We start from the raw sequence: 15,510 nt of genomic DNA, 5'->3' as shown, positions 1-15,510 counted from the left end.
AGAGCCAGTGCGCAAAGCGCATTACGCGTCCAGCACGACATCTCCGTGTTCCACGCGCACCGGTATCGCCCGCAAGCTTTCACCCCGGCACGGACCACTCACGCATGCCCCGTTGTCCGTGTTGAAACATGCACCATGCGCGGCACACACCAGCATGCCTTTGGAAAGCAGAAATTTACCCGGCGCCCAATCCAGCCGCCTGCCCGCATGCGGGCAAATGTTCAGCCACCCATTGACGTGTTCGCCCCGCCGCAAAAGGATCACGCTCTCTACGCCCTCCGGCAGCGCTACGTCCAGCGCGATCGCTTCGCCGTCGGGCATCTCATGGAGCCGGCATAGACGGCGCGGGTTGGCGGCTGTTTCCATCGGCACTTGTCTTGGAGGCCCCGTGGCCTCATCGTTACGCACGTAAGTCGTTGATTTTACCATACGGATTTTTAACATGCGCGTCGTTCTACCGTTCCTGCATCGTCGCCGTCACCCGCTCGCCCAGGCGTTGTCTGTGGTGCTGGGGTTGGTTGTGATCGGCGTGCTGATGGTATTCGGGCTGGTTGTCGCCGGCGTGCTGACCGTTGGCGGTGCACTGTGGCTGGTATGGCGGCAATGGAAGCGCGGTCGCGCCGCAGTACCCGGTGCCGCCCCTCAGCAGGCTCGCCAGCCGGAAGTGCTGGAAGGCGAATACGTGGTCATCCACAGCTCCCGCCCGGTGACACATCACTAAGCAAGATTCGGATAGCTGCATCTGGGCAGCCCCTCTAAGCTGACGGCAAATCCCCTTCGGGTACTGTCATGCGCACCTCCCTCGCCACCCTTGAAGCTCCGCTGGAACGCGTCCGCGCGCTGATCGAGCGCGCCACAGAAGCGCCCTCGCTCAACGCCTTGGCGCATGCAGCCAAACTGAGCCCGAGTCATCTTCAACGGGCATTTCGGCGCCGCTATGGGATGAGTCCTGCCGAATACCATCGCGCGCGTCGCTTCGGCCAGTTCAAAAGTGCGCTGCGTGAAGGCGCAGCCGTCACCGACGCGGTCTACGACGCCGGTTTCGGTTCCGGCAGCCGCGTGTATGAACATACCAATCGCCTGCTCGGCATGACGCCGGCCAGCTATCGCGCGGGCGGTGCAGGCGCGAGCATCCGTTACACCACGACTGGCACACCGCTAGGCCAGTTGCTGGTGGCGGCCACCGCGAAAGGTATCTGCGCGGTGACGCTCGGTGCGAACGATGAAGAACTGGAACAACGGCTGGCCGATGAATTTCCAAAAGCCAGCCGCGAGCGCGTCGACAACGGCCGCGAAGAATGGCTGGATGCCGTGATCGCCCGTATCGCAAGCCAGCTGGGCTGGAGCGATCGCGAAGCGCCGGATATGCCGCCGCTCGATGTCGCCGCCACAGCATTTCAATGGCGCGTGTGGGAAGCGCTGACGCGTATCCCCGCCGGCATCACCAAAAGCTATGGCGAACTTGCCGCGGAAATCGGCAAGCCGGGTGCAGCGCGCGCGGTGGGCCAGGCCTGCGGCAACAATCGACTGGCACTGATCGTTCCATGTCACCGCATCGTGCGCGAGGATGGCTCGCCAGGCGGGTGGCGTTGGGGCGTGGAGCGCAAGCGCGCGTTGTTGGCACAGGAAGAGCAGCGTAACGCGGGCGAATCCCCCTGATCTCAATCCACCCTCTCCGGACATTGATCACTAATATTTCCGCCCACAACAACCTTGCCTCACCGTCATTCCGGCGAAGGCCAGTAGGCGGGGAGGGCACATTGATGCCGGCATTGAGAAGCGAGGCATCCAGTGCAAACATGTCGTGCGCAGCACTCAACACAAGAATCTTGTGTCCTTCGGACGCGTATTTGTACTGGATTCCAGCCTTCGCCGGAATGACGCTGAGGCACTGAAAATCCTTCACGAGGATGCACAGACAGGGCTGCATCGCCCATGCTTTGACTGCCCATCAACGCAATCTTGCAAGCCTTTCGCTACTGCGATACCCGCCACCCAGGTATCGTTACGTCTGCCGCCCAGCAGACATCTCATGAACGACTCCGCCACCAACACGCTTTCCACAACGCACGCGCAAAACCGCGCAGGCACCTGGGTGCCTCTGTCGATGTTCGCGCTGTACATCATCTGGGGCTCCACGTACCTGGGCATACGCATCGCGCTGGAGAGCTACCCGCCCTTCCTGCTTGCCGGGGTTCGCTTCGCCATCGCCGGCTTGCTGCTGTTTGGCTATCTGCGCTTACGCGGAACAGCGCTTCCCAACGCGCGCCAGTGGCGGAACGCAGCCGTAACGGGCGTGTTGCTGCTGGGTTTTGGCAATGGCCTGGTGTGCTATGCCGAAGAAAGCGTGAGTTCGGGTATTTCCGCGGTCGCGGTTGCCACCATGCCGCTGTTTGCAGCCGTCTTTACAGGCTTGTATGGAGAGTGGGCAACACGACGCGAAACGCTTGGCCTGCTGATTGGTTTCGTCGGCGTGATTGTCCTCAATTTCGGCAGCGCGTTATCCGGTTCGCATATTGGCGCTGTCGCGCTCATCGTTGCATCCATGGCATGGGCGTTCGGCTCCGTGTGGAGCCGTCGCCAAGACATGCCAGTAGGCATGATGAACACGGCAGCGCAAATGCTCTGCGGCAGCATTGCACTTCTTATCGTCGGTCTTTCAAGCGGCGAGCGGTTACCATCGCATCCCACCGTGCACGCTACGTTGGCCGCTGCCTATCTGGTCGTGTTCGGCTCACTCGTTGCATTCAGTGCCTATCTTTATGTACTCAAGCATGCAAGGCCCGCGTTTGCGACCAGCTATGCCTATGTCAATCCACCTATCGCCGTGTTGTTTGGCGTGTTGCTGCTGGGTGAGAAGGTAGGCCCCTACGACCTCGCCGGCATGGCCGTGATCCTGCTCGGCGTGGTCATCATTACGTTGGCGCGGCGGCGGTGAATGCACTGAGTGGTTGGTGCGCGCGACTCACACATGGCGTCAAATGCATCGACATCATGTGTTTGAACGTTCAGTTGTAGGTGAATTGCAAGGTTACAGCGGCGTTCGCCGAACCTTGGGTCAAAGCTCCCGTGCGGTAATAGCGGGCCGCGATCGGCACGTTTAAGGTCGCACCGGCCGCATTGCTGATCGTGACCGAGCCATTAATCGCCAGAGGGTTATTGTTGTAAAGCAATTGCACGCCCACGCCCTGCGCCAATGATGCGGAAGTGAGGCCTACTACCGTGTTATTGCTTTGACCCGCAGCCTGGGTGGCCTTCAATACCATGCTGACACTTGGATTGTTGCTGCAGCTAAGGGAAATGCTCTGCGGACTGCTCGTTGGCGAGGTACTGCCGATGGCGCCGAGTGTGCGGGCCGCCACGCTTCCCAATGGGATCGTGATATTAGACGTGGTGGTTGTGCATGTCCGGACCAACGGAATGATGGTTAACGATGAACTAGGTGCCCAATAATTGGGTTCTGCAAGATTGTTAGTCCCATTTAATAGCACATCGGCCTTTACCCATGGCATCAAAAGGTTGGTCACGTTAGAGGGCGGCTGCCCCATCTTGATAAATTCGTATGTATAGGTATTCGACCCTATATTCACGTTTCCCGAGATCGTCCTGGCGGTGACCGGGTTGGAGGTCACCGGCGAACCATTAAACGTGACGCGCACTCCGATGTAGGCTGGCTGCCCTCCTGCTGCTATCGGAAATACACCATTCGTTGGAGCTATGAGTCCTGCAAACGAATAGACCAACGTCGCCGTCGCTCCGATACAGCTCACGTTAAAGCCAGGAAAGGTCACCGTTCGGCTAAAGAGCACCGTACCGTTTGGCGTCTTTGGGTCAAAGGTCAGCGGGGTTGGCACACTATAAGTTTGACTCGTATTCCCAGACGGCGTTGTCAGGCAACCCTGCGCGCGTGCATTCTGCCCGAGCAGAAGCATGCCAACGAACCCAAGCGCCAAGAGCAAACCACGCAGTGCGCTTGAGCGGAGTAACAATTTCACATTGCAAAATTCCATTTTCCGTTTCCCATCACGAAGAGATCCATCGCATCGCAAGTCAGCTAGCGATAAAAAATCATAAATTTGCTTGTTCGCTGACATGGTGATCAAGTTCGATCCTTTTCATTTTTTTCTTAAAAGCGTCAAATGATTTGATGCATGTTCAACTGCAACGCTGCACCACGCCAGTAAGAACGCGAACGGACCACACGGCACAGCACGATGCAGGTCTTTGAGGACATTCGACACGAAGCCTCGCTGCTGGAACAATTCCGATATTTCATCCATGGGCAACCGCGCAATTATCCACAGCGTTGCTCGATTCACTATCAGGAAATTCTGAAAAAAGATTAGTCCCTCCCAAGGCGGATCGTGCAGCGATCGACGACATGCACCGATTCACCGGACGCCGCGCAAAAAGAGCACGCTTAGCCAGAACCGTACTCACTCATTGCCAAGACCATCCCTATCGCCCTATCGGCTTGTGGGCCGCGATACGCGCATGACGCGTATGCATGACCGTCCGTGCGATAGATGATGGTGCCTTCGCCATTGCGTATGGCGTTACATAGTTACTTCACCCAATGCGCCATTCCCGGCGCATGGGGAGTTACCGTTTCCACCGCCTATAGGCTTCGCGGGAAAAAATGCGCGCGCACGCCACCCTATTGATGCGCGCATTGAACGCAGGGCGATCGGTGCTTGGCTATCCAGCGCAAGCACGCGCATTGCCGATCAACGTTTTAACGAAGCGATAAAACCAATGGCGAGGCGCCGCAGGGTAAGTCGCCGTTTGTAGTCTCTCGGGCCGCAAGCTACTTGAACGAATCCGATCGGCACACGACAGATAAAACGACCCTTCCCCGCACACCGGGGAAGGACGGAAGAACGGGTAGACACACTGACGGCGTCACAGCTCACGCAAAGCAGTGGTAACGGGCAAGCGTGCGGCACGCAATGCTGGAAACAATCCGCCGACAAAGCCGATCGCCAGCGCCCACTTCAGCCCCTCCCAGAGCAGGGACGGCGTTACGCTGAACGTGAATGCAAGTTGCCCGGTGGTGCCGGCCGCCAAGGTGGATGCAGTCCATCCGTTGAATATCAGCCACGCGAGCAAGCCACCGACCACGCCACCAAGCAAGGCCAGCATCATGGTTTCCAGCATGACCGCCACCACCACCGGCACGCCCCGGAAGCCGATGGCGCGCAACGTGGCGATTTCGCGTGCGCGCGCAGCGACGGCGGCGAACATGGTATTGAGCGCACCGAAGATGGCGCCAATGGCCATGATCGAACCTACGGTAATGCCCATCACGCGCATCACCTTGCTCATGCCTTCGGATTGCTTGCTGAAGTAGTTGAGCGTGGTATCCACATCCACCTGCAAACGCGGGTCGCTCGCCAACGCTGCCTTGAACGTATCGAAGCCTTTGGTATCGGTAAGCTTGGCGAAAACCGAGGTGCGGCTGCTGCCACGGCGATAGGTTTCCGCGATGACGTTGGCATCGCCCCAGATTTCCGAGTCGTACGCATCATCCGAGGCAAATACACCGACCACGTTCCAGGTCTGCGTGCCGAGCTTCACCTCATGCCCTGGCTCCAGCCCCGCGAACTGCCGCTGGGCACCCTGCCCGACCACCAGTTCGCGCATGCCCGGCTGGAACGCGCGGCCGGCGATGATCTTCACGTTGGGGCGCAGCGCCCATGCCTGATCGCCAACGCCGCGCACTTGCACGCTGCCTTCATCGTCCGGCGCACCGCCTTTGACCGGTAAGTTGGCCGCCACCACGATCTCACCCGAAGCGATCGGTTTGCCCTGCTTGTCGCGCGCAATGCCGGGGGCTTGTTCGATCACCAGAATGCTATCGCGAGTCAACACGGAACTTACTTCGCTGGCCGAACCGCCACGCAGCACGATGGCCGTATCGTCGCTGCCGGTTTTGCGCAGCGTTTCGCTATAGCCTTCGCCCATCGCCAGCAGCGCGACCAGCACCGCCACGACGCCGGCAATGCCGATCACGACCACTGACGAAGAACCCAAGCGCTGCCTGAGCGTGCTGACGCCCACGCCGGTAACAGATGCAGCTTGTCGGCCCCGACGGCTGATCGCCATCCACACGACGAATATCACAGCCAGCGCAGCCACCCCATACCATGGCAACGCCACCCACAGACATAGCGCGATAATCAGGAGCACCAGCACCACGAGATTGAATAGAAACTTCATGTCCTTGTCTCCTGTTATCGACCGGCCAGCGCATCGACGATGTTCAGACGCATCGCCCGCCATGCGGGAATGACGCCTACGATCAGGCCGATCACCACCATCAGCACGATGCCCAGCAACCAGCTACTGGTACCCACCGTCGGCAGATTCAGCATGCCACCGCTGCTCGCGCTCACGCCTGGAATCAGCAATGCCGCCAACCCAATACCGATCACGCCACCCAGGAGCACCATCAGCACGGATTCGGCCAGCACCATGCTCAGCACGCCGCGATCGGAAAAACCCAGCGTCTTCAGCACCGCCAACTCTGACGTGCGTTCACGCACCGCTTGCATCATCGTGTTGCCGGTAAGCAAAAGGAGCGTAAAGAACACTGCCCCCATGATCGAACCGACGATCAGTCCGATATCCGCCAACTGCTTCATCCAGGACGCCGTCGCAGCCGCTTCGGTCTGTGTGCGTGTCTCATGATCGGAATTGGCGGAAAGCGCATCAATGGCTCTGGCCACCTTGTCGGCCTGGTTCACGTCATTGACGCGTGTGACGAACCAACCAACCTGGCCATTGTTGTAACCCTTCATCACCGCATCGTCGAAGTACTTCCAGTGCATCAGGATGATCTGGCTATAGAACGCCACACTGGATTCGGTGGGATGAAGCACGCCAACAATGTTGAAGGTCCAGTCCTTGCTGCCATTCTGCTGCGGAAAAATGTTCGATTGCAGCGGAATCTGGTCGCCGATCTTCCAGTGATATTTCTCCATCAACTTGTCGCCGACCAGAATGCCCGTGCGCGTATCCATGAACGCCTTGCGCGCATCGGTGCTGACCGAAACTTCCGGGTACTGGTCGATGTAGTTGTCGCTCACGGCGAACGTGAAGACCTGATTGTGCGGATCCTGATAGGCACCGCCGAACCAGTTGGAATAAGCCACCGACTTCACGCCAGGCACGGTGGCGATCTGCACACCCAAACCCTGCGGCAAGGTATCGATGAACGATAGCTTGGATCCGGTCTGCAAGCGCTGCGCGCCATTGGCGCTCTTGCCGGCCTGATCGAACGAGGTACGCACGGCATCCAGCATCCCGAACAACAAAAACGCCGCCGCGATCGATACCAGCGTAAGAAAGGTCCGCGCCTTGCGCCTGAACAGCGCCGCCCAGATGAGATGAAGGTATTTCATCGCAAACCTCCTCAGGCCACAGCCTGTTCGACCAGCGTGCCCTTATCCAGATGCAGCGTGTGATCGGCATACTCCGCGGCCTTCGGATCGTGGGTCACCATCACGATGGTTTTGCCATGCTCGCGATTGAGCTGACGCAGCAGGCCCAGCACTTCTTCAGCCGATTGGCGATCCAGATCGCCCGTAGGCTCGTCGCAGACCAGCAAGGTCGGATCGGACACGATGGCGCGCGCGATCGCCACGCGCTGTTGCTGACCACCGGAAAGTTCGGACGGCTTGTGTGAAGCGCGATCCGCCAGGCCCACCAGCTGCAACGCGATGGCCGCATTCTTGCGCCGCTGCGCGCCCGAGAGCTTGGTCAGCAATAGCGGCAGCTCGACATTGCGCTGTGCACTCAGCATCGGCATGAGGTTGTAGAACTGGAACACGAAGCCCACGTTCGATGCGCGCCAACGCGCAAGCGCACCGGCACCCAGTTGGTCAATCCGCGCTCCGCCGACGGTGATGCTGCCACCACTTGGCGTGTCGAGGCCACCCGTCAGATTGAGCAGCGTCGTCTTACCGGAACCGGACGGGCCCATCAGTGCGAGGAAATCGCCTTCGGCAATGTTGAGATTGATGTGGTGCAGTACTTCGACTCGCTGCCTGCCGCGTTCATAGACTTTGGAAAGATCGCGGATCTCGATCAACGTACCCATAGCTACAACCTCCCGAGTGAATGCATTGGACGTGTGTCAGAAATGCACGCCGCCTATGTCTTGCCCTTGCCCGCAAGCTGCCTACCCGTCTGCATACCTTGCGGTGCTATCTACGTTTACTTGACCGTCATTCCGGCGAAGGCCGGAATGACGACAAGGCAGGACTTCTACGCAGGAAACTGCGCAGATTCCTACACTGAAAGAAAACCGGCGCGCGCGGATTCATGGCGTTCGCACGCTTACGTTCGAGCCGTCGTGCAGATCATCCGGCGGCGATACCACGACGTTGTCGCCCACATTCACCGAATCGGGTATCAGGCGCATGTCACCAAACGCCTGCGTCGCTGGCTGCACGGCCTGCCGATGTACCTTGCCATTCGAAGCGATGAATACGCTGTCGTTGCCATCGCGCTTTACGATGGCTTTGGCCGGCACGAGCACACCCTTGGGCGCTTGTGTCGCCACAGCCGGTTTTGTTTCCAGGAAGGAAACGCGCACCCCCATGTCCGGGACGAGACGAGCATCCTTCTTTTCCAGCGCCACACGCACTTTCACGGTGGCTTTGCCGCGATCGGCTGCCGGCACGATCGCGATGACGTGCGCGGGGATACGCCAATCCGGATAGGCATCGAGCACGGCTTCGGCCGGCATGCTGGGGGTGACGCGGCCGATGTACGCCTCGTTGACGTCGACATCGACTTCCAATGAATCCATATCCACGATGGTGCCAACGCCGGTGCGCGTAAAACCGCCGCCAGCGGAGAACGGCGACACCACTTCGCCGACCTGCGCATCCTTGGTGGTGATCACGCCGTCGAATGGCGCACGGATGTAGCAGTAATCGTAGTTGACCTGCGCCTCGACCACTTGCGCATCCATCGCAACCGCATTCTTCTGCTGCGAGATGAGTTGCGCGCGCGCACTGTCGGCGAGCGTGCGTGCCTGCTCGGCGGCCTGTTTGGATACCAGCCCTTGCTTGGCCAGCGTTTCATCGCGCGATGCATCACGCAGGTTCTGCGCCAACTGCACTTGATATTGATTCACCAATGCATGCGCCGCCTTGGCTTGCGCCACCGCCGTGTCGAGTGCGGCTTTGTATTGGCTATCGTCGAGCTTTGCCAGGATCTGGCCGTCCTTGACGTGATCGCCTTCTTCGATCAACACCGCAGTGAGCGTGCCGGTGATCTGGGCCGATACGGTCGCTTGACGGCGTGCGGTGACATAACCGGTCGCCTGCAGCACCGCGCCGGCGGAAGGGTCGGCACTGGCCGCGACGGCCTGCGCAACATGCACCGATACGGCACGGTGACCGGACCACCACCAGATGCCTGCGCCCGCCGCCAGTAACACCAGCACAACCACGCCAATGATCCACGGCCAGCGGCCTGAACCCTTTCCGTGGTCATCGCGCTGATGACGCTCGATCCGCAGTTCCTTCAGAAGATCGGTGTTGCTCACGCTTTTTATCCCGTTGTCCCCGATGCATGCACGATAACGAGCCTGGCATTTAGCCGCTACGTGCGCTCATCAACCCTTGCCGATGACATCTGTCATGTCTATGACGCGCGAGGAAGCAGCGAATCGACATCATCGCCACCCCTCGCACAAGGTTGCATAGGCTGCCGCATTTTTCCTTGCGTGGGATTGACTTCGCGCTATGGCGTGCATTGACTGCTGACATTTGAGAAATACCTGTCATGGCTGCCTTCCTCCCAACCGGCCGTACAGAGCTGCTAACCTCCTTGCAGAAGCAGGCCTTTGCGTGGCCAAGAGCCCGACGCTAATCAGGAACCTATTGCATGTGCTACGTCATCGATCCCCCCGCCATTCCTAGCCTGCCCATCCTCGGCAGCGAGGAGCGCTTTCCTGTTCGCCGCGTGTTCTGCATCGGCCGCAATTACGCCGAACATGCACGTGAGATGGGCGCGGCGGTGGATGCCTCGGCACCGATGTTTTTCTGCAAGCCGGCCGACGCGGTGGTCGCTGACGGCGCCGATGTACCGTATCCATCGGCCACGTCTGATCTTCATCACGAAGTAGAGATGGTGGTGGCCTTGAAGGCCGGCGGCAAAAACCTGGATGCCGCACAGGCGACGGCGGCCATCTTCGGTTATGGCGTCGGGCTTGACCTGACCCGGCGCGATCTGCAGTCATTGGCGAAGGCCAAAGCGCACCCTTGGGACGTAGCCAAGGCGTTCGATCATTCCGCGCCGGTGTCCGCCTTGCGCATGGCGCAGGAGGCCTCGCCTCACGCCGACACGCGCATCAGCCTGGATGTAAACGGCACGTTGCGTCAGCAAGGTCGCCTGGGGGAGATGGTGCACAGTGTCGTGGATATCATCGTCACGCTCTCGACGCTGTTCGAACTCAAGCCAGGCGATCTGCTGTTCACCGGTACGCCGGCAGGGGTTGCGGCGCTCGCGCGCGGCGATCACTTTCGTGCAGAACTGGAACATATTGCGGTACTTGAAGGGCGCATCGTGTGATGAAGGGTTATCGTCGCGATGGATCCATGAGGCCGCCCACGAGGTATTAATCGGAGCATCGTTACAGTCCATCACGCCATCGGGCACATAACCTGGGAGACGACAATGAGCATGTTGCGGGAGTTCAAGGAATTTGCCATGCGCGGCAACGTGGTCGACATGGCAGTGGGTGTGGTCATTGGTGCGGCGTTCGGCAAAATCGTGACGTCGCTGGTCAATGACATCATCATGCCGCCGCTCGGCTGGGCGACCGGCGGTATCGATTTTTCCGCGATGAAATGGGTGATCAGGCCCGCCGACAACAGCAATCCCGCGCATAAGATTCCGGAAGTGGCGGTCGGCTACGGCAGCTTCATCAACGCCATCATTGCCTTCGTGATTGTGGCGTTCGCCATCTTCATCCTGGTGAAGATCGTCAATAAGTTCTATACCAAGGCCGCTGCAGCCACGCCGCCGGAAGTGGCGCTGCTCACGGAAATTCGCGATTTGCTGAAAAACAAATAATCGGCCTGCCTGCACGGGCATGACTTTCGGCCTAAGCGTGCCCTGATGCGAGTCTCATAATGCGAGGCTCGTCATCAGGAGTCGCCCATGCATCGTCCTTCCCTCACACTGCTCGCCGCCAGCCTGATGCTGGCTACCGGCCTTGCTTGCGCCGCGGATGCGCCCACCACCATCCCCGCGGCAGCCGTGCAGACGGCCGAGCAATTGCGCGATAAGGCCATGCATGACGACACCGCCTACAAGCTGGTGGAAGGCCTCACCACCGAGATCGGCGCACGCCTCGCCGGCGGCCCGAACGATCCGCGCGCACGCGCGTGGATGATCGCGAAATTCAAGGCGCTGGGCTTCGATAAGGTGTACACCGAACCGGTGACCTACCCACTGTGGGTACGCCACAGCGAGCACGGCGCGATCGTTGCGCCCTTTCCGCAGCCACTCACGCTGATCGCGCTGGGCTATTCGCCGGGCACGCCCAAAGGCGGCTTGACCGCGCAGGTCGTGCAATTTCCCAACCTTGATGCCTTGAAGGCCGCCGATCCGGCCACCGTCAAAGGCAAGATCGTCTATATCGGCGAACGTATGCAGCGGTACAAGGATGGACGCGATTACGGCCGCATCGGCTCGCCGATCCGCGTGGCAGGGCCGGTCATCGCCGAGGCCAAAGGCGCCGCCGGCTATCTCCTGCGCTCGGCCGGCACCGATGCGAACGAACGCATACCGCATACCGGCGTCACCGGCTTCAAGCCGGGCGACAAAGGCATTCCCGCCGCCGCGCTCTCCAACCCGGACGCCGATCAGCTCGAGCGCGTGCTGGCCTATGGCAAGCCGGTCACGGTCAAGCTTGATCTGGATTGCGGCATCGAAGGGCAATACACCGGCGCGAATGTGATCGGCGAGATCACCGGCAGCAAATACCCCGACCAGGTCGTCGCCATCGGCGGGCATCTGGATTCCTGGGATCCTGGCACCGGTGCCATCGACGATGGCGCTGGCGTGGCGATCGCGGCAGGCGCGGCCAAGGTGATCCACGACCTGCCGCAACGCCCCGAACGCACCATCCGCGTGATCGCGTTCGCAAACGAGGAAATGGGCCTGTGGGGCGGTCGAGCCTACGCAGAGAAGCACGCGGCCGACGTCAGCACGTTCCAGCTCGGCAGCGAGTCGGACTTCGGCTCAGGTCCCGTCTGGCGCATGAGCGCCAGCGTCAAGCCGCAAGCGCGCGGTGCCATCGAGCAGATCGCCAAGGTGCTGGCACCGATCGGCGTGGCCTATGACCCCAAGCGGCCTGGCGGCGGCGGCTCGGATCTCTCGCAGATGCACGGTAAAGGCATGGCCGCGCTCAGCCTTACCCAGGACGGCACCTACTACTTCGACTGGCACCACACCGCCAACGACACGCTGGACAAGATCGATCCGAAGCAGTTGGCGCAGAACGTGGCGGTGTACGCCGTGTTCTCCTACATGGCGGCGCAGGCCAATGGTGATTTCGGTTCAGCGCCTGGCGCGTTTGCGCACGACGGGGCGGAAGAATAACCGCCGCGCCATTTCCCAGCCCTCCCCTGCCAGCCGGGGGAGGGTGCGAAATTTAAGGCCCTTGCAGGGTTGAAGGAACGGCCGCCTCGCTCTCGCCCTGCTGCTCTTCCATGGGTGGCTCCACCCCATCGAGCATCTGCAGGTTTTCCTTCAAACGTGTGAGCACGTTCATCGCCTGCACCATTTCTTCGTAGGTGACGCCAGCGGTGCATTCGCGGCGCAATTCGTGTGCGATGCGCTCCATGTCATCGATCACCTCGCTCGCCTGGGCCGTGGTGTACAGGCGCCAGGCGCGGCGGTCCTTGGGATCGGGCCGCCGCTCCACGAAGCCGGCTGCCTGCAGGCGGTCGATAACGCGGCCCACCGCGATCGGCTCCATTTCGAGGAACTCAGCCAGCTCTGTCTGCCGCAGGCCTTCCCGGTGATAGAGCACCTTGGTGGCGCGCCACTGTGCACGCGTCAAACCGAATTTCACCGCGCGGCGGTCAAAATGCTTGCGGAACAGCAGGGTAATGTCGTTCAGCAAGTAACCGAAGGAAATGTCTTCCGTCTTTGGCATGATGCAACGCCTGAGTATCGCTTTCATGCAAGCATAAGCCGAAACATGCCCATGCGTGTCGTTACCGCCGATCTCACCCGCTTGGCCGTTGACGCCATCGTGAACGCGGCCAACCCGGCCCTGCTGGGCGGCGGCGGGGTGGACGGCGCTATCCACCGCGCGGCCGGCCCGGCCTTGCTCGAAGCTTGCAGGGCTCTGCCGCAAGTGGCGCCCGGTGTGCGCTGCCCTACCGGGGAGGCGCGCATCACGTCCGGTTTCGCGTTACCTGCGCGCTATGTCATCCACACCGTAGGGCCGGTTTGGCACGGTGGCCTTCGTGGGGAGGCGGCCGCACTGGCGCACTGTTATCGATCCTGCATCGGGCTGGCCGTTGAACATGGCGTTCGAAGCATCGGCTTTCCGGCCATCAGCTGCGGCGTGTATGGCTACCCACCGGAACAGGCCGCTCGCGTCGCCGTCGCCACCCTGCGCGAATTGCCAGCTACGCATGCCTCGATGGACGTACAGCTTTGCTGCTTCGACGAGCGGATGGCCTCAATCTGGCAAGCAACACTCAATCAAGCTTGAACGGATAAAGCGGCGGTAGCGGCGAATCTGCCTGGACGTCATCCGTCCGCCACGCAAACCCCTTGGCAAAGAGAGCGGCGAGATCGATGCGCTTCTGCGCGGAAACACTCGCGTACTGCTCACGCTGCAACAGCGCGATGGCCGCACGTTGCTCCTCGGAGGCCAGCGCTTCAGCGACCTCACCCAGGTTTCGCAAAGCAGGCCGCTCGGCGCGTGCCCAGGCAAGCAAACGTCGCGCCTGCACGGCGAGATCGCTGCCGCGCGCGGCATCCGTAAACGCCTGGCGTTGTGCGCGTGCTGAATCGGTACTGTCGTCGGTCTTCTTGTGCGCCGACGCCAGCGTCGATGAACGCCGACGCCAATACAACCCACCGAACAGCACCATGCTGATCAACCACAGCGCAATACTGCCCAACGCAACCCAGCGCCAGACCATCGACGGCGCCGTCGCAGCAGGCGATGCTGCCAGCGAGGAAGCGACGCTGCTGGCCGCAGTCGGCGATGACATCGCAGCAGGCTGCGTCGATGACGATGTTGCAGCAGGTGCGCCACCCGCGGCGACGACATTGAAACTGTGCGCAGGCAGCGTCGCGACACGCTTCTGCCCGGTTTGCACATCGAACCAGGTCAGCGTGATTTGTGGAAGGGTGAGTGTCCCGGTGCGTTGCGGAAAAATCGCAAAGCTGCGTTCGCGGTGCCCGGTCAGCCATTGACCGTCGTCGTGCGTCGTGGTGTTGGATTGATCGGGGTACACCGTCGCGCCATCAATCGTCGGCAAGCTGAGCTCCGGCAACGCATCGCCCGAGAGGCCCGTCGCTTCCACGACCATGCGCAGATTGAGTGGCTGGCCTACGGTGAGCTTGTTATCGCTGGGCACGCCTTCGAGGCTGAGCGTCAGCGATCGCGCCGGCAACCATGTGGTTTTACCCCAGGCCGGTGGCGGCGCTTGCACATCGATGTTGACGGGTGGCGAGTCGGCGGTCACCGGTGTGGTGTTGCCGAACAATCCGCCAGGGTTGAAGAAGCCACCCGGATCGTTCGGGCTGGTGGGGTCAGTCGCTTCGCCCTGGAATTCGATGGAAGGAATGGTCAACGGTCCGGCACGTTGCGGAATCAACGCATAGCGTCGCTCGATGACGTGATAGCGACGACCGTTGCGCACCGACTCGTAATCCACGTCATTGCCGAGTTTGCGCAGGTCCACGCCACTGGCTTGTGGATCGGCGAGATTGCCGCTGTTGAGATTGACATCGAAGAAGAGGCGTACCGTGTAGAGCAGTTGCTGTCCGACATAAACGTGATTCGGATTCGCTGTGACGTCGACGAACACTTCCTTGCCGGCATTGGCGGCAGCCGATGCATCCGGAGGATCGACGTGCAAAGTCAGCGGCTGCGTTGGGTTGCCGGCCACGGTCAACGACGGAATCTGCAGATCGCCGGTGTGCTTGGGTCGCAGCGCGACCCCTATGATCAACTCGGAGCTCTGCTGTCCGTTGACGATATTGAGTGTGCTGTTGGTGGATGTGCCCAGTACTTCGAAATCGCTATCCAGCGCACTGAGATTGGGCGTATTCACATTCGCATCGCCGTCGATGCGCAGATTGAGCGTAACGGTTTCGCCCAGGCGTACATCGTTGCGATCCAGCGTAGCCTGCACGCTCGTTGCGAAGGCATTCCACGACACGAGCAGGCAGAGCAGCACCAGCCAGCGCCAGCGCGTTGCCTGGAGGGTGCGCAGGTCGTGTGATATCCGGCGCATG

General features: G+C 60.6%; 15 protein-coding genes. 7 read left to right on the top strand and 8 right to left on the bottom strand.

The genetic code is table 11. The features are described from left to right. Positions 1 to 21: 21 nt before the first annotated feature. Positions 22 to 366, bottom strand: coding sequence for a Rieske (2Fe-2S) protein (locus DWU98_RS07495; RefSeq protein WP_115494898.1), 345 nt, complete (start codon positions 364 to 366; stop codon positions 22 to 24). A gap of 76 nt (positions 367 to 442) precedes the next feature. On the opposite strand from DWU98_RS07495, the gene DWU98_RS07490 reads away from it, so the two are divergent. From DWU98_RS07490 to yedA, 3 genes are all read left to right on the top strand, one after another. Next, entirely contained in the window at positions 443 to 721 is a 279-nt protein-coding gene (locus tag DWU98_RS07490) for a hypothetical protein (protein WP_115494897.1), read from the top strand. A 68-nt stretch (positions 722 to 789) separates the two neighbouring features. Beyond that, the gene (locus tag DWU98_RS07485) at positions 790 to 1,659 is read left to right on the top strand and encodes a methylated-DNA--[protein]-cysteine S-methyltransferase (protein ID WP_115494895.1); all 870 of its coding nucleotides are present in this window, start codon (positions 790 to 792) and stop codon (positions 1,657 to 1,659) included. A gap of 373 nt (positions 1,660 to 2,032) precedes the next feature. Next, positions 2,033 to 2,938: a drug/metabolite exporter YedA gene (yedA, locus tag DWU98_RS07480; protein ID WP_115494894.1), complete on the top strand. Its 906-nt coding sequence runs from the start codon at positions 2,033 to 2,035 to the stop codon at positions 2,936 to 2,938. A gap of 70 nt (positions 2,939 to 3,008) precedes the next feature. On the opposite strand, the gene DWU98_RS07475 is transcribed toward yedA, so the two are convergent. The 5 genes from DWU98_RS07475 to DWU98_RS07455 form a co-directional block, all read right to left on the bottom strand. Continuing rightward, on the bottom strand, positions 3,009 to 4,103 hold the full coding sequence (locus DWU98_RS07475) for a fimbrial protein (RefSeq protein WP_147293251.1): 1,095 nt from the start codon (positions 4,101 to 4,103) through the stop codon (positions 3,009 to 3,011). A 799-nt stretch (positions 4,104 to 4,902) separates the two neighbouring features. After that, positions 4,903 to 6,219 (bottom strand): ABC transporter permease, encoded by a 1,317-nt coding sequence (locus DWU98_RS07470; protein WP_115494890.1) that lies wholly within the window; start codon positions 6,217 to 6,219, stop codon positions 4,903 to 4,905. Between the two features lie 14 nt (positions 6,220 to 6,233). Then, complete coding sequence (locus DWU98_RS07465) at positions 6,234 to 7,403, bottom strand: ABC transporter permease (protein ID WP_115494889.1); 1,170 nt, start codon at positions 7,401 to 7,403, stop codon at positions 6,234 to 6,236. Positions 7,404 to 7,414: 11 nt separating this feature from the next. After that, entirely contained in the window at positions 7,415 to 8,101 is a 687-nt protein-coding gene (locus DWU98_RS07460; RefSeq protein WP_115494887.1) for an ABC transporter ATP-binding protein, read from the bottom strand. 222 nt (positions 8,102 to 8,323) lie between these two features. Continuing rightward, entirely contained in the window at positions 8,324 to 9,559 is a 1,236-nt protein-coding gene (locus DWU98_RS07455) for an efflux RND transporter periplasmic adaptor subunit (protein WP_115494885.1), read from the bottom strand. A 341-nt stretch (positions 9,560 to 9,900) separates the two neighbouring features. Between DWU98_RS07455 and DWU98_RS07450 the strand changes: the two genes are divergently transcribed. The 3 genes from DWU98_RS07450 to DWU98_RS07440 all read left to right on the top strand — a co-directional run bounded on the left by DWU98_RS07450 (position 9,901) and on the right by DWU98_RS07440 (position 12,624). Beyond that, positions 9,901 to 10,587, top strand: coding sequence for a fumarylacetoacetate hydrolase family protein (locus DWU98_RS07450; protein WP_115494883.1), 687 nt, complete (start codon positions 9,901 to 9,903; stop codon positions 10,585 to 10,587). A 105-nt stretch (positions 10,588 to 10,692) separates the two neighbouring features. Then, a complete protein-coding gene (gene mscL / locus DWU98_RS07445) occupies positions 10,693 to 11,091 on the top strand; it encodes a large-conductance mechanosensitive channel protein MscL (protein ID WP_115494881.1) in 399 nt (132 codons plus the stop codon). Positions 11,092 to 11,178: 87 nt separating this feature from the next. Then, complete coding sequence (locus tag DWU98_RS07440) at positions 11,179 to 12,624, top strand: M20/M25/M40 family metallo-hydrolase (RefSeq protein ID WP_115494880.1); 1,446 nt, start codon at positions 11,179 to 11,181, stop codon at positions 12,622 to 12,624. A gap of 52 nt (positions 12,625 to 12,676) precedes the next feature. Here DWU98_RS07440 and DWU98_RS07435 read toward each other — a convergent pair whose 3' ends face one another. Then, entirely contained in the window at positions 12,677 to 13,183 is a 507-nt protein-coding gene (locus DWU98_RS07435; protein ID WP_115494878.1) for a MarR family winged helix-turn-helix transcriptional regulator, read from the bottom strand. Positions 13,184 to 13,228: 45 nt separating this feature from the next. Between DWU98_RS07435 and DWU98_RS07430 the strand changes: the two genes are divergently transcribed. Continuing rightward, on the top strand, positions 13,229 to 13,750 hold the full coding sequence (locus tag DWU98_RS07430; RefSeq protein ID WP_115494876.1) for an O-acetyl-ADP-ribose deacetylase: 522 nt from the start codon (positions 13,229 to 13,231) through the stop codon (positions 13,748 to 13,750). Here the strand turns inward: DWU98_RS07430 and DWU98_RS07425 are convergent. After that, a complete protein-coding gene (locus tag DWU98_RS07425) occupies positions 13,737 to 15,509 on the bottom strand; it encodes a BatD family protein (protein ID WP_115494874.1) in 1,773 nt (590 codons plus the stop codon). The genes DWU98_RS07430 and DWU98_RS07425 overlap by 14 nt on opposite strands. Position 15,510: the final 1 nt, after the last annotated feature.

Source organism: Dyella monticola, assembly GCF_003363155.1.
Lineage (GTDB): Bacteria > Pseudomonadota > Gammaproteobacteria > Xanthomonadales > Rhodanobacteraceae > Dyella_B > Dyella_B monticola.
The sequence above is the reverse complement of the archived record's forward strand: the minus strand, read 5'-3'. Positions and strand labels throughout refer to the sequence as shown.